The sequence below is a fragment of the Psychrobacter piscatorii genome (genome assembly GCF_043641605.1).
GTDB lineage: Bacteria > Pseudomonadota > Gammaproteobacteria > Pseudomonadales > Moraxellaceae > Psychrobacter > Psychrobacter piscatorii_C.
The window spans coordinates 131,223-144,585 of sequence record NZ_JBHZRK010000005.1 but is presented as its reverse complement, the minus strand read 5'-3'; the positions used below and the strand labels follow the sequence as shown (position 1 = coordinate 144,585).

General features: G+C 42.3%; 11 protein-coding genes. 7 read left to right on the top strand and 4 right to left on the bottom strand.

The features are described from left to right. Positions 1 to 242 precede the first annotated feature (242 nt). The 7 genes from dinB to infA all read left to right on the top strand — a co-directional run bounded on the left by dinB (position 243) and on the right by infA (position 8,802). Positions 243 to 1,328: a DNA polymerase IV gene (gene dinB / locus ACHUET_RS06645; RefSeq protein ID WP_394211620.1), complete on the top strand. Its 1,086-nt coding sequence runs from the start codon at positions 243 to 245 to the stop codon at positions 1,326 to 1,328. A gap of 177 nt (positions 1,329 to 1,505) precedes the next feature. Then, positions 1,506 to 2,708, top strand: a complete 1,203-nt coding sequence (queA, locus tag ACHUET_RS06640) for a tRNA preQ1(34) S-adenosylmethionine ribosyltransferase-isomerase QueA (protein ID WP_394211618.1) — start codon at positions 1,506 to 1,508, stop codon at positions 2,706 to 2,708. Positions 2,709 to 2,821: 113 nt separating this feature from the next. After that, positions 2,822 to 4,612, top strand: coding sequence for a FimV/HubP-related protein (locus tag ACHUET_RS06635; protein ID WP_394211616.1), 1,791 nt, complete (start codon positions 2,822 to 2,824; stop codon positions 4,610 to 4,612). A gap of 51 nt (positions 4,613 to 4,663) precedes the next feature. Next, positions 4,664 to 6,316 (top strand): FimV/HubP family polar landmark protein, encoded by a 1,653-nt coding sequence (locus ACHUET_RS06630; RefSeq protein WP_394211615.1) that lies wholly within the window; start codon positions 4,664 to 4,666, stop codon positions 6,314 to 6,316. A gap of 186 nt (positions 6,317 to 6,502) precedes the next feature. Further along, on the top strand, positions 6,503 to 7,576 hold the full coding sequence (locus ACHUET_RS06625) for an asparaginase (RefSeq protein ID WP_394211613.1): 1,074 nt from the start codon (positions 6,503 to 6,505) through the stop codon (positions 7,574 to 7,576). 43 nt (positions 7,577 to 7,619) lie between these two features. Next, entirely contained in the window at positions 7,620 to 8,459 is an 840-nt protein-coding gene (gene truA / locus ACHUET_RS06620) for a tRNA pseudouridine(38-40) synthase TruA (RefSeq protein WP_394211611.1), read from the top strand. A 121-nt stretch (positions 8,460 to 8,580) separates the two neighbouring features. After that, a complete protein-coding gene (gene infA / locus ACHUET_RS06615; protein ID WP_021814850.1) occupies positions 8,581 to 8,802 on the top strand; it encodes a translation initiation factor IF-1 in 222 nt (73 codons plus the stop codon). A 256-nt stretch (positions 8,803 to 9,058) separates the two neighbouring features. Here the strand turns inward: infA and ACHUET_RS06610 are convergent, their stop codons facing one another. From ACHUET_RS06610 to leuD, 4 genes are all read right to left on the bottom strand, one after another. Then, a complete protein-coding gene (locus tag ACHUET_RS06610) occupies positions 9,059 to 10,333 on the bottom strand; it encodes a L,D-transpeptidase family protein (RefSeq protein WP_394211609.1) in 1,275 nt (424 codons plus the stop codon). A gap of 294 nt (positions 10,334 to 10,627) precedes the next feature. Further along, positions 10,628 to 11,731, bottom strand: a complete 1,104-nt coding sequence (gene leuB, locus ACHUET_RS06605; protein WP_394211608.1) for a 3-isopropylmalate dehydrogenase — start codon at positions 11,729 to 11,731, stop codon at positions 10,628 to 10,630. Between the two features lie 39 nt (positions 11,732 to 11,770). Then, a complete protein-coding gene (locus ACHUET_RS06600) occupies positions 11,771 to 12,490 on the bottom strand; it encodes a hypothetical protein (RefSeq protein ID WP_394211606.1) in 720 nt (239 codons plus the stop codon). 139 nt (positions 12,491 to 12,629) lie between these two features. Continuing rightward, positions 12,630 to 13,280, bottom strand: coding sequence for a 3-isopropylmalate dehydratase small subunit (gene leuD / locus ACHUET_RS06595; RefSeq protein WP_201599633.1), 651 nt, complete (start codon positions 13,278 to 13,280; stop codon positions 12,630 to 12,632). Between the last annotated feature and the right edge of the window lie 83 nt (positions 13,281 to 13,363).

Here is a 13,363-nt window from a genome sequence, read left to right as displayed (position 1 = left end):
ATAAAATAACTTGACAAACCTCTTAATAAAAGGTGCTGATAGAAAACAACTGTTCGCTAATGTCAGCATAAGAGTTATAAAGCTGTTTTATTTACTGTACATAATCTTACACTATATTTAATTACTGATATATATCAATAATTAAATATTATCGTTATTTAGTCAAAAATTTATGGAAAAACCACTTTGGTCTCTAACAATTGATAATAGAAAAAGCCATTAATTCAGGTAAAATACTGAGTATGACAGACTCTAATCAATCGAATCCTCGTAAAATCATTCATATCGATATGGATGCTTTTTATGCCAGTGTGGAGCAGCGTGACTTTCCTGAATTACGTGGTAAACCATTGGTGGTTGGCGGTGATCCTAATGGTCGCGGTGTGGTTGCTGCTGCCAGTTATGAGGTGCGTCAATTTGGCGTACGCTCTGCGATGTCATGCTATGAAGCACGCAAACGTTGCCCAGAAGTGATATTTGTAAGACCGCGTTTCGAGGTTTATCGAGCGGTCAGTAGTGATATTCGCCGCATTATGCATAGTTTAACGCCCCATGTGGAGCCGCTATCATTAGATGAAGCGTATCTTGATGTCACAGGATTATCTGTACACAAAGGCTCAGCGACATTGATGGCCAATTGGTTACGCACGCAGATATTAGAACATACAGGATTGACTGCTTCTGCTGGTGTGTCATTTAATAAAATGCTCGCCAAGATTGCCTCTGACATCAATAAGCCTAATGGTACAGCCATCATTACGCCAAAAGAGGCAGATCACTTCATCAGTACGTTACCTATCGAGCGGTTTCATGGTATCGGTAAAGCAACGGCAAAGCGCTTACATGCGATGGGTGTGAGTAATGGCGCTGACCTTCGGCGTACATCAGCTGCCGTGTTGGTACAAGAATTTGGCAAACGTGGTCAGTTTTATCATGATATCGCTCATGGCCGCGATGAACGCCCTGTCAAATCTGAACGCACGCACAAGTCTGTTGGTTCAGAGACCACATTTAGAGACAATCTGAATGATGATGACGCGCTACTCACACAAATATATGAGCAAAACGCTGATGCCTTTAATCAAATGCACCAAAAGCAGCTAGTCGCTCATACCATTACTCTAAAAATTAAATATTCAGACTTTACTCAAATCACCCGCTCACATACTCTTTCGACGACGTTTGATAGCGCCGAGTCTGCACATTATTGGTTAGACAAGCTATTCTCGGAGATTCCGCGCCAGCTGCCTATTCGGCTAGTTGGTGTGACTTTTTCTTCATTAGCGCCTGCTGCTCAGTTACTGCCTCAACTAAATCTATTTGAGTAAATTAATCTACAACTGACAAAAACTTCATTGTAAATTGACATAGTCTATAATATTTACTTAGGCTATTTATAGGTTTAAAGCATATCTTATACATGATTACTGCTGAGCAAAGTATCCTCTCACTAAGGTATTTCTGCTACAATTATGCCAAAATTCCTATCCATTTAAAGACTGATTATGACCGACTCTCACATTGACTCTGCTGATACTAACGCGCCAACTGATACCAACAAAAACAACGACGTCTTGGATTATCTGAGCGTTGAAGATTATGACTATGAGCTGCCAGATAGCCTGATTGCACGCTACCCATTAGCGCAGCGCTCTGCCTCAAAACTTTTGTACTTGCCAGCTCATACTCAAATAAATGACACTCGTGTAGAAGATCGTTTGTTTTCTGAGTTGCCTGATTTATTAGAGGCTGGAGATCTCATTGTCTTTAATGATACCAAAGTGATGAAAGCACGCTTATTTGGTCAAAAGGATACTGGCGGTAAACTTGAAGTACTGATTGAACGCCTAGTTGATATCTTGGACTTGGATGAAGTAACACTGCATCTAAACGACAGCAATGATGAAGCAGTCAATCAAGAGCATATTGCCCTTTGCCATGTAAAAGCCAGCAAAGCGCTCAAGCTTGGTCAACGCTTACAACTTGCCGATGGTCATATGAGTGCTACGATGATTGGTCGTCAAGACAACTTATTCATTTTGGCGTTTGATGCGCCGATCTTGCCGCATCTAGAGCTTTATGGTGAATTGCCTATCCCGCCCTATTTTGAGCGTCATGCTGATGATACTGATAACACTCGCTATCAAACCGTTTTTCATGACCCAGCCAAGCTCGCAAGCGTGGCTGCACCGACAGCAAGCTTACACTTCGATGAAGCGGTACTAAGCAAGCTTGACGAGAAAGGTATCAACACCGCTTTTGTCACACTACATGTTGGGGCGGGTACTTTTGCTCCTGTCAAAACAGATAACCTACTCAATCATACTATGCATAGTGAATACGCGCATTTGCCACAAACGACTGCAGACCTCATCAATCAAACGCACGCGAATGGTAAAAAGGTTATCGCGATTGGCACAACAGTGACGCGTGTTCTTGAAACGGCTTATCAAAAAACTGCCGTTGATGGCCAAGCGCTCTCTAGTTGGTCAGGGGATACCGATATATTTATTTATCCTGGGTTCAAATTCGGCGTTATTGATCGATTGCTAACCAACTTCCACTTACCTAAATCGACACTACTGATGCTAGTATCGGCATTTTCAGGTAAGTCATCTATTGAACACGCCTATCAACATGCTATCGAAAAACAGTATCGATTCTTTAGTTATGGCGATGCCATGCTATTAGATAGAAAAGCTGACTGAACATTACAAAGACATTTTGTGCATTGGACACAACAGTTGTGAAATAAACTGGTAAACTAAACGGTATTTTGTTATAACAGCAAAGACAACTTATTTATACTAAAGGGCTGCTCATGTCTTGTCATCTATCTCGTCGCTTGACTACTGTACATCGCGCGGTATCGATGGCACTATTTTGTTCTGTAGGGTGCGTCGTCTTAGTGCCGAGCGTACAAGCAGCAACCATTGGTAAAACGGTAGTCACTTCAACCCAGCATGAGCCTTTAGTAGCGAGCATCGTCGTCAGTAATATTCGAGCAGCTGACTTTTCTGCCAGTTTGGCAAACTCGACCATTTACCAGCAAATGGGTTTGACCCCGACTGACTCTATGACGGTACGCTTTCAGCCCACCTCAGCGACCAGCGGTCAGGTTTTTATTACCACATCACAGCCGGTATCTAAGCCTTTTGCTGATGTCGTGTTAGCGATAAACGATAATGGCCAGCGTAACATGGTGCCCAAAACGCTACTGATGCCATTAAAAAACACTTTACCTATCAATACTGGTAAAAATATCGCCACAGGTGCCAAGAAGCCAAATTTGCCTAGCGTTTCTGCAAGTAATGCCATGCCTTTGACGGTCAGAAAAGGCGCGCCGCCGCCATTGATGTCTGCCCCTGCTATATCCTCGCCCAAGTTATCAAAGCCAAGCAAACCAGCGACTGAATTGTTGGCTTCTAAATTGCCAGCACCTACTATTCAGGCGCCAACAGTGACGGCTACCTCACAAGTCAACAGTCTTACTTATACACCTAGCCGACTCAATAATGGTCGCTTAAACAGCAATGCTGACATAAACAATAATACCAGTCATTCAGCTGCTATTGGTAACAGCCAAAGCTCGGTGAAGACTTTGGATAACAGTGCACTAAGTGTAGCAAGTAGTAATAGCGGTACAATGACACCTGATAACAAAGGCGGTACTGACGCGCGCGCTCATAACAACGTAGTTGCGGCGGATAAGCAAAGTACTGACAAGCAGCTTGATATCCTAAACATACAAGTGACGCGCCAAATACAGCCAAGCAGTAAAGCAGACTCTGACCTCATGGCGAGCTCACCTGTCAAAGCAACAACCACTAAAGCGATAGATAAATCAAAAAGTGCAATCGACTCAAACAATAGTGTTATCGCCGCAGCTCAAGGCAGCAATATACCTGCTAATACAGCATCATCTGTGCCATCCAAAACGACGACTAATCCAAGTGCAGCTAGCAATAAAGTAACGAGTAATGCGACCACTCAATATCAGGTGCAACGCAATGATAGCTTGTGGATGATCGCGGAGCAGATCGCGCGCGAGAACAATCTAGATACGCCAACAGTGATGAAGCAGATTCAGTCACAGAATCCTGATGCTTTTATCAACAAAGATGCTGATCAGTTAAAAGCCGATGCTAAGCTTAGCCTACCCAGCTACGATGTCATCCCTTCACAGCAACATTTAGAAGCTGCTATTGACGCACAAAGACAATACAGTCGTAGAGCGAATACGCCTGTGGTAAAAAAGTCAGCGCAAACAGCACCCAAAAAGTTGTCTGAGACAGCACAAGCGGCCAGTGTACCTAAAAAGCCGACCACCACTAAAACACAGAAACTGCCACAAGCACAGTTTTCTGTCCTTGCCCCTGGTCATGATGGTAATGCAGATGGCACTCAGGCAAAATCAGCTGCAGATAAAGGCAACGGTCTAAGCACTGATATATTAGCAACGCTAAAAGCCTCAAGACAAGAGACTGCCTCACAAGCTCAGCGCCTGTCAAAAACCAGCAGCGCGCTGGACAACTATACGAAAAAGATCCAATTACAAAACCAAAAACTGGCTGAGCTACAAGCTCGTCTCAAAAAACTAAGCAATCAATAATTGCCTAACGGATCAACGCACGATGCTGTGATCTTAGGAGTAGGAATAACTATGGACAATATGCTATATATCATCGCCGGATTGGTGCTTATCCTGTTAGTCGCTGGTTTTTTATTGCGCAAAAATAAAGCACAAAAACAAAGTGCACAACCCCCTGTAAGCTCAGTAAGAAATGCCGCTGCACCAGCACCAAAAACGGATTATGGCACTGCTGCCCAAAACAATCAAAATGATAGCAATAAGTTCGATCATATTACGATTGCCCAGCGTTTCATGGATCAACAGCGCTACGACAAAGCCATTGAAACAATCAATCGTGGACTAAACGAAAAGCCTAATGACAGTCAGTTATCTATCAAGCTACTGAGTATATACGCTACGCTAGATCAGCCAGAAAACTTTCATGATGTCTATAACCGCATTAAAATTCATAATGATGCCAAAACCATTACACTTGCTGATGAATTAAAAGATTTATACATTGGAGAGCAAAGTCCAGTAGCCACGCCAGAAGTAGCAATAGAAGATAATAATGATCGTTTTGATAGTCTAGATTTTGACTTAGCTACTACTGACCAAACCGATGACACAGCTGCAATATCTGATCGTCCTGTTATTGAAGATAGTAACGACTTAGTAATAGACAAACCTATCGATAGCCCAGTGTTTTCAAGTGAGCCTACTAAAAACGTAGACGATAGCTTTGATCTGACGCTCAGTGATTTAGAAGATGATTTCAATGAGTCAAATGCTACTGATGAGACTCCTGTTACATCATTGGCCACAGATGATGATAGCCTTCATATTTCTACAAGTGACCGTACTGATACCATCAAAAATGATGAGGTCATAGAAGACAACGATCTTAGTGACTTTGAGTTCGATTTTGACTCACCTGCAGAAAACATTTTAATTGAAAATTCTGACGTATCAGATGTTCAAGACAGTGAGAGCGAAGCATTGGTGTTAGAAGACGACTTCATCTTAGATTTTGATGATTTAGCAGCCGATGCAGATAAAGATACTTCTGTTGATAAAAATGAAGAAGAAGCTTCTAGCAATGCTGTTCAAAACAATGAAGATGACTTTACTTTATCTTTAGACGATCTGAATGAATCAGACGACATTGATACAGCTAATACTTTCGCGATTAATGAACCATCTACTACTGAAGAAAGTAGTGATATCGATGCCTTTGTTTTGGAAGATATTGACTTTGAAAACGCTGATACTGACAGTAGTACTCTCGAAGATGATGGCGTTGCAGACTTAAGTTTTGAAGAACAACTAATCAACGATGACACCGACATTGATGCCTTTGAAGCGTCAGATACTACGCCAGTTACGTCGTTGAGATTTGATGATGACACGCCTATAGCTGATGACTTCGATATCATAGACACTGATTCTTTATTAGACCCTTCTGTAGCGACTCCCCCAGCCTCTACCGTTGCACCAGTGGAACCTGAAACAGATATCAGTCATGAAGCTGTTGAATCAGCAGAAGATTTTTCATCGCGCTTTGCAGCAGATTTTGACTTTGTAAAATCATTAGATAGCAATCAAGTGACGCTAGATTTAGCCAATCAGTATTTACAATTAGGCGAATATGACAGTGCCAAACGTTTGCTTAATGAAGTGATCGCTCAGGGTAATAGTGAGCAGAAACAACAAGCACAACTATTACTTGAGCGCACAGCATAATCAGTCGTCCAGATGCATATCAGCAAGTACTCTCTTATTATCGGAGGCTTGCTGATTTTTTGCATTTAATTCTGATACTATCTATTACTGACCTCTCAACCTGTCACCCATAAACGCTCTGGCGCTTCTTTTTTCATAATTATTTACTGTGTTGATACTATGCCATCTTCTTTTATGACCAAAACTATGTCTGCCCCCGTTCAATTAATCTATGCTGGTGGTACCTTTGGTAGCTACGGTAAGCCGCTGGCGCCTTTATCGGCAGACGTTTTTTTACCTACGCTACAAAAACTACTGACTGAGCAAAGCAATACGACTGGTTCACCAGCAATTTCATGGCTAGACAATACGCTGATCAAAGACAGCAGCCAGCTTACGCCAGTTGATTTTGTACATTTTTATCAGCTATTATTGAATGCTTATGGTCAAGGTGATAAACGCTTTGTCCTGATTAGTGGCACTGATACGTTGAGTTATTTAGGTGCATTTTTAGCAGAAGCTTTTGCCGGTAGCGATATTTGTATTGTGGTTACTGGAAGTATGCGGCCGTTATTAGATAGTGAAGTGATTCACTCCTACGATATCGATGCTCATAGCGACGCTTGGGGCAACCTTAACGACTCATTGAAGCTAGCTGCGGCTGGTGAATCAGGTGTTAAGATTAGTTTTGGCGGCGAGTCATGGCCTGCACAAACCGTGCAAAAAATTCACAGTCATGACCTTATGGCATTTACTGGGCATTCTCGAGCAGCATATCCAGCCAATAGTTATATAAAAAATCTATCAGATACTCGTAGACAGCATTGGCTAAATGATCAACAAGACTTACTACCCAACATCAAAGCAAGTGCTGAGCAGGCCAAGATCCATGCTTTATACTGCTTACCTAATGATGTTCAGGTGCTCAATGATCAATTACAAGCATTATTATCACAACCGCCTTGTGGCATTATTCTATTAGGGTTTGGCGCGGGAAATATTTCCTATTCAGCTGCACTAGCAAAGACTCTTGATTTGGTTCACGAGCATGGCCACATGGTGATATCTGCCAGTCAATGTCCGTTTGGCGGTGTGAGCGACAGCTACGCAGCGGGCAGTTGGCAATATGACTATCACGTTATTGCTGGTGGACGCTTAACCATCCCTGCTATTTATGCACGGTTGTTATGGTTGCTACTGCGCTATGATAGTCCAGCAAGACGTCGACAGCGCTGGTTGAATAATGTCAGTCAGCCTGGCACAAGCATCAAAAAGCGATAAATGCTCCTTAATTAACTCCAACTTTATAAGCTTAGAAACCAAAATGTCTAAGATTGAAACTATCGAACCTGAACGTTCACCAACCTATACTTTGGCGATTGCGATTGAGTTTTTGGGTACGCACTATCATGGTTGGCAGCGGCAACGAGAAGTGCTGGGTGTACAAGAAGCACTAGAAACCGCTATCGGCAAGGTCGCCAATGAATCCGTCGAAGTCATCGCCGCTGGGCGTACTGATGCCAGTGTCCATGCCAGCAATATGATTGCTCATTTTACCACTCATGCGTATCGTCCTACTCATAACTGGTTACGCGGTGTCAATAGCCTATTGCCTGACGATATTGCTTTGCGCTGGATTCAGCCGATGCCAGCTGATTTCCATGCGCGTTTTGGTGCGATTGCTCGTCGTTATCGTTATATCACCCTTAATCAAGCGCAGCGTCCTGCGATACTCAATCATCAGGTTACCCATATCTATGAGCCTTTAGACCTAGCAGCGATGCAAAAGGCAGCTGCCGATATCGTTGGTACTCACAACTTTAACAGCTACCGTGCGGCAGCCTGTCAGTCCAATCAGCCAGTACGTACCGTCAGCCATGCCGACCTTTTCGCTCATGGTCAGTTTATTGTGTTCGATATACAAGCAGATGGATTTTTACATCACATGGTTCGTAACTTGATGGGTACGCTATACGCGATTGGCAGACATGAGCTAGAACCAGCAGACTTTTTAAATATTTTGAGCAAAGAGGATCGGACAATTGCGCCGCCTACTGCCTCAGGGGATGGCTTATACTTCATTAATGCCTATTATCCTGAGCATTTCCAGCGTCTATTGCCGCAGGCACCCCTCACACCGATTTGGTTAAACTTACCTGACTAAATCAGTGTAAATTAACATACATATCACTTACATGCTGTCAAGTCAAAACCAGGTTCTGTATTGCTTTAATCTGCTAACTTACGTATAATATGGGCTTATTTTTAATTGATTGATACAAATTATGGCAAAAGACGATATTATCGAATTTGAAGGCGAAGTCATTGATACCCTTCCTAACACTTTGTTCAAAGTTCGTTTAGAAAACGGACACGAAATCATTGCACACATCTCAGGTAAGATGCGTAAGCATTATATTCGTATCTTGACAGGTGATAAAGTTAAAGTTGAAATGACCCCTTATGACCTATCTAAAGGTCGTATTACTTACCGTGGTAAAAACTAAATACTCGACAACTCATATGGTTATGAAAGTATTTATAAAAATACAGCCAATAGCCGAATAGCTACTTTATCGCTGATAGCTGATATAGACGCTTGAGTGGTTTGACTGATAATAATAATGAAAACGCTAACCTGCTCATTATTGCCTATCACTGTTTTAGTTATTTAGTATTCGCTGTTTGTTTTACCATAAAAAATACCGCTCAATATCAGCGGTATTTTTTTGTCTGCGTTTTATGAAATAATTAAACGATGAGTTATTTGAACTCGACAGTGGCATCTTTCTTGATAACACCTAATAGGCTTAGTGCGTCCCAGTTAGTAAGGCGAACGCAACCTGCTGATGCTTGACGACTGATACGTTCAGGATCGGGTGAGCCATGAATGCCATACGATGGTTTGCTCAGGCCAATCCATACCACGCCAACAGGATTGTTAGGGCCTGGCGGGATAATAGATTTTTTGCCATCATCACTAGTATAAGTATAGTTTGGCTCGTGAATTTTAACTTTGACCTTATGCGTACCTGTTGGTGAAGGTGTTGCTGTGCTCCCTACTGTGGTTGGATAGCTGGCAACCAGATTGTCACTGTCATCGTATGCATATAAGGTTTGCGTGTCTTTATCAGCGACCACTCGGCTCACTGGCGTTGTATTAGGGTTACCTGGGTTATAGACAATGATGGTTTCGCCACTTTTAAAGCTGGCATTTGGGTTAAGCGATTTGAGATAATCACGACTGATATGAAATTTTTCGCCCAAGGCTTCAAGGACGCTTTCATAATACATACCATCTAGCTTGGCTTTGGCTTCAGCACTAGCAGGAATTTGGGTAGTTTTGACATTCACATCAGCATCTGTCAGCTGATAACTGACTAATACAGGCTGTGAAGTAAGCGTAGAATTTTTAGTCAACGCCTGCCACGTCTCTTCATTGACCGCTTCGGTTACTGGTAATCCTTGAGCCTTTTGAAAAGCCTGCATGGCTTTGCGCGTGTTCTTGCCCCAGTAGCCATCAACCGCACCCACACCACTATGATTCCAGTTCAGTAGCGCTTGTAATTTGGTACCAACATTACGATCAATTTTGGTATCAGCTTTCCATGTTGCTTCATTTACCTTTTTAGCAGTTTCTGATAAATTTTCTGTATTATATTCAATTTTGGTTAATAATTTATTTAGCGAATTTGCAGCTTTGCTATTACCATCTATTTGCTGACTAACACCATTGGTGACTGGACTGATGTCGTTACTATCAGTCGCCGTGCTGTTCATCGTATCAGCATCCATATTTTGACCACTAGTTTGGTTACTAGTAGATTGATTGCTACTAGTACTCATCTCTGCTTCGGTGCCTGCATTGTTATTATTATCTGTTGTAGTGTCTGTCATACCACTATTAGACGACTTGCTCTCATTAGCCGTTTGTGCGCTATTTTCAGTACTATTAGCATTGCTGCTGCAACCCACTAATAATGCGGATGCTGCTCCCATCGCTATAGCAAGGCTGCCAACCTTAAGTAGTTGAGACATAAAAAAACTCCCTAAATAATTACCATGTATCAAAAAATATCGAAAAACTTATTATAGAGATATATTGCCATAGCCCTACCACTATTCCCTAACAGCTTTATGTTAATAACTGACTCTTCCTACTGTGCATTTGTTAATAGGGTGAACAAACACACTGATCCGTTTACAATAAGGCATGATTCAATACCATATAACAGAAAAAACCCATAAATTGCTCAGCAACTTATGGGTATAAAATGAACGAGATTAGACTGTAAAAATTACATAAAAATGGTCTGCACTAGATTAGCTGACTTATACCAGTTTAGCCAATACCGCTTGCCCCATCTCTTGGCAACCCACTTGCTTGAGTCCAGCTTCACTGCTGTCTAAAATATCAAGCGTACGCAAGCCATCATCAAGCACATCACTCACTGCTTGCTCGATCGCTTGTGCGGCTTCTTCTTGCTTAAAGGTATAACGCAGCATCATAGCGACAGACAAAATAGTCGCCAATGGATTGGCTTTATCTTGCCCAGCGATATCAGGCGCAGAACCATGACATGGCTCATACATACCTTTGCCAGACTCATCCAAGCTCGCTGATGGCAACATACCAATAGAACCGGTCAACATTGCCGCTTCATCAGATAAGATGTCACCAAACATATTGCCTGTTACCATGACATCAAACTGCTTAGGATCTTTGATCAACTGCATACAAGCATTATCAGCATACATGTGCGATAACGCCACATCGCTATACTCTGCTTGCTGCATCTGAATCATTGTTTGCTTCCACAGCTCAGTCACCTCTAAGACATTGGCTTTGTCTACTGAACATACTTTGGCCACTGTACCTGCGGCTTGGGCGCGGGTTTTTGCTAATTCAAAAGCAACTTTACCGATGCGCTGAATCTCACTGGTGCTATACACCATCGTGTTATAGCCTTGCTGCTCACCATTTTCTAGTGTACGAATACCACGTGGCTCACCAAAATAAATGCCACCCGTCAGTTCGCGAACAATCAGCAAATCTAAACCAGATATAATTTCAGGCTTGATACTTGACGCATTGGCTAGCTGCGGATAAAGCTTTGCCACACGTAAATTGGCAAACAAACCCAGCTCACCACGGATTTTAAGCAGACCGCGCTCAGGGCGCTTACTACGCTCAATCGCATCCCATTTAGGGCCGCCGACAGCGCCTAATAATACAGCATCTGCTGCACGTGCACGCGCTAACGTTTCATCAGGTAAAGGCTCACCTGTGGCATCAATAGCCACACCACCAATCAATCCAGACTCTAATGTCAAATCAAGTGAAAACTTCTCATTGACCGCCTTGAGTACATCAATGGCTTGAGTCATGATTTCAGGGCCAATACCATCGCCCGCTAATGTTAAAATCGTTGCCATACTAATCCTTTTAGATATATTTTTATCAATTAATTTTTATTACGCTGTTGTCTTTTTAGGTTTAGATGCTGACGTTACTGCTTTGACCATGCCTGTCTCTACAAACTCACCTTGGTGCTCAGACCCTAACTGTTTACAGAATCGGCGCTGCACCTTATTACCTTGTAATAGATCAATACATAGAGGCTCAGGCGACGCTGTATCCAATAAACTGCCAGATTTTTCACTGCTTTTCTTTTGATAAGCACGTAACTGATAAGTACCCACGTCCGCAAAATCATGAATCATCGCAAAACGCTCAACATATCCCATGTTATTCTCTGGATAAAAACTGACATGAATTTCACGTTTTGCAGGCATCATCCGTGCATAATAGTTGGTCAACCCTGGCATACCAGATGCGGCTAATGGCACTATCTTTATAGAGTTTTTACTCATGAGCGGTGTCATCTCTATGCCCATTTGGGGCGTTGCAGTGCCTTTATAGCTTGATAAAGACGCTACAATCTGAGGATTAACTGGCTCATGATTGTCAGGAGAAATAACTAGTGTTTTATCTATTTGCACGATTTCACAGTGGTAAGTACCCACGCACGCGATGTTTACTTCGCCAGCAACGGGTTGGATCTTACCTACCCACGCTTTAGCACTTTCTGCCTCATCTATTTTTTGATAGCCCGTCAATAGCTGGCAGCCTGACAAAAATAAGCTTGCAGCAACAATCGTACTTGTCGATAGAGCATAACGTTTTTTATTCATAATGGCGGCTACTATTCATAAGAGAGATAATAAAGTATGGTAAAAACTACCCTTCATTTTAGCCAGTTCACCGCCATAACTCAACGCTGCGTTGCGACTGGCCAGCAGTTTTATGAGCAAGGGATCATAAAATCCTTACCTAAGCGCGTACATCGTTAAAGATCCACGGTGTTTTTTGCATCATTTTATGCTCATAGTCTTTGATAGCATCGCTTTGCTGCAAGGTTAAACCGATATCATCTAGCCCATTTAACAAGCAATGTTTGCGAAAAGCATCCACTTCAAAAGCATACTCTTCACCTGTTGGCGTGATAACTACCTGACGCTCAAGATCTGCCGTCAGCTCATAGCCTTCATTGGCAACAGTCGCCTTCATTAAGGTATCCACAATCGCTTCATCTAGTACAATCGGTAACATGCCATTTTTAAAGCAGTTATTGTAAAAGATATCCGCAAAACTTGGTGCGATAACCGTACGAAAGCCATACTCAGAAAGCGCCCAAGGTGCATGCTCACGACTAGAACCGCAGCCAAAGTTTCTACGTGCCAGCAATATAGTAGCACCTTGATAACGGGGTTTATTCAATACAAAGTCTGGATTAATAACGCGTGTGCTGTTGTCTTGGCCCGGATATCCTTCATCAAGATAGCGCCAATCATCAAATAAATTCACGCCAAAGCCTGTACGTTTAATAGACTTCAAAAACTGCTTTGCGATAATTTGATCGGTATCGACGTTTGCACGATCAAGTGGGCAAACGATACCCGTTTGAGTGTTATAAGCTTGCATAAAATTTCCTATCAATTATATTTTTGCTGGCTGATGATCTTGATAAGCGTATTAAACAGTAAATAAATTTTTACCATTTTGAC

Excerpts from the sequence above, each read along its gene's own strand:
- dinB (WP_394211620.1), top strand. The coding sequence starts at position 243 with ATGACAGACTCTAATCAATCGAATCCTCGTAAAATCATTCATATCGAT.
- queA (WP_394211618.1), top strand. The coding sequence starts at position 1,506 with ATGACCGACTCTCACATTGACTCTGCTGATACTAACGCGCCAACTGAT.
- ACHUET_RS06635 (WP_394211616.1), top strand. The coding sequence starts at position 2,822 with ATGTCTTGTCATCTATCTCGTCGCTTGACTACTGTACATCGCGCGGTA.
- ACHUET_RS06630 (WP_394211615.1), top strand. The coding sequence starts at position 4,664 with ATGGACAATATGCTATATATCATCGCCGGATTGGTGCTTATCCTGTTA.
- ACHUET_RS06625 (WP_394211613.1), top strand. The coding sequence starts at position 6,503 with ATGTCTGCCCCCGTTCAATTAATCTATGCTGGTGGTACCTTTGGTAGC.
- truA (WP_394211611.1), top strand. The coding sequence starts at position 7,620 with ATGTCTAAGATTGAAACTATCGAACCTGAACGTTCACCAACCTATACT.
- infA (WP_021814850.1), top strand. The coding sequence starts at position 8,581 with ATGGCAAAAGACGATATTATCGAATTTGAAGGCGAAGTCATTGATACC.
- ACHUET_RS06610 (WP_394211609.1), bottom strand. The coding sequence starts at position 10,333 with ATGTCTCAACTACTTAAGGTTGGCAGCCTTGCTATAGCGATGGGAGCA.
- leuB (WP_394211608.1), bottom strand. The coding sequence starts at position 11,731 with ATGGCAACGATTTTAACATTAGCGGGCGATGGTATTGGCCCTGAAATC.
- ACHUET_RS06600 (WP_394211606.1), bottom strand. The coding sequence starts at position 12,490 with ATGAATAAAAAACGTTATGCTCTATCGACAAGTACGATTGTTGCTGCA.
- leuD (WP_201599633.1), bottom strand. The coding sequence starts at position 13,280 with ATGCAAGCTTATAACACTCAAACGGGTATCGTTTGCCCACTTGATCGT.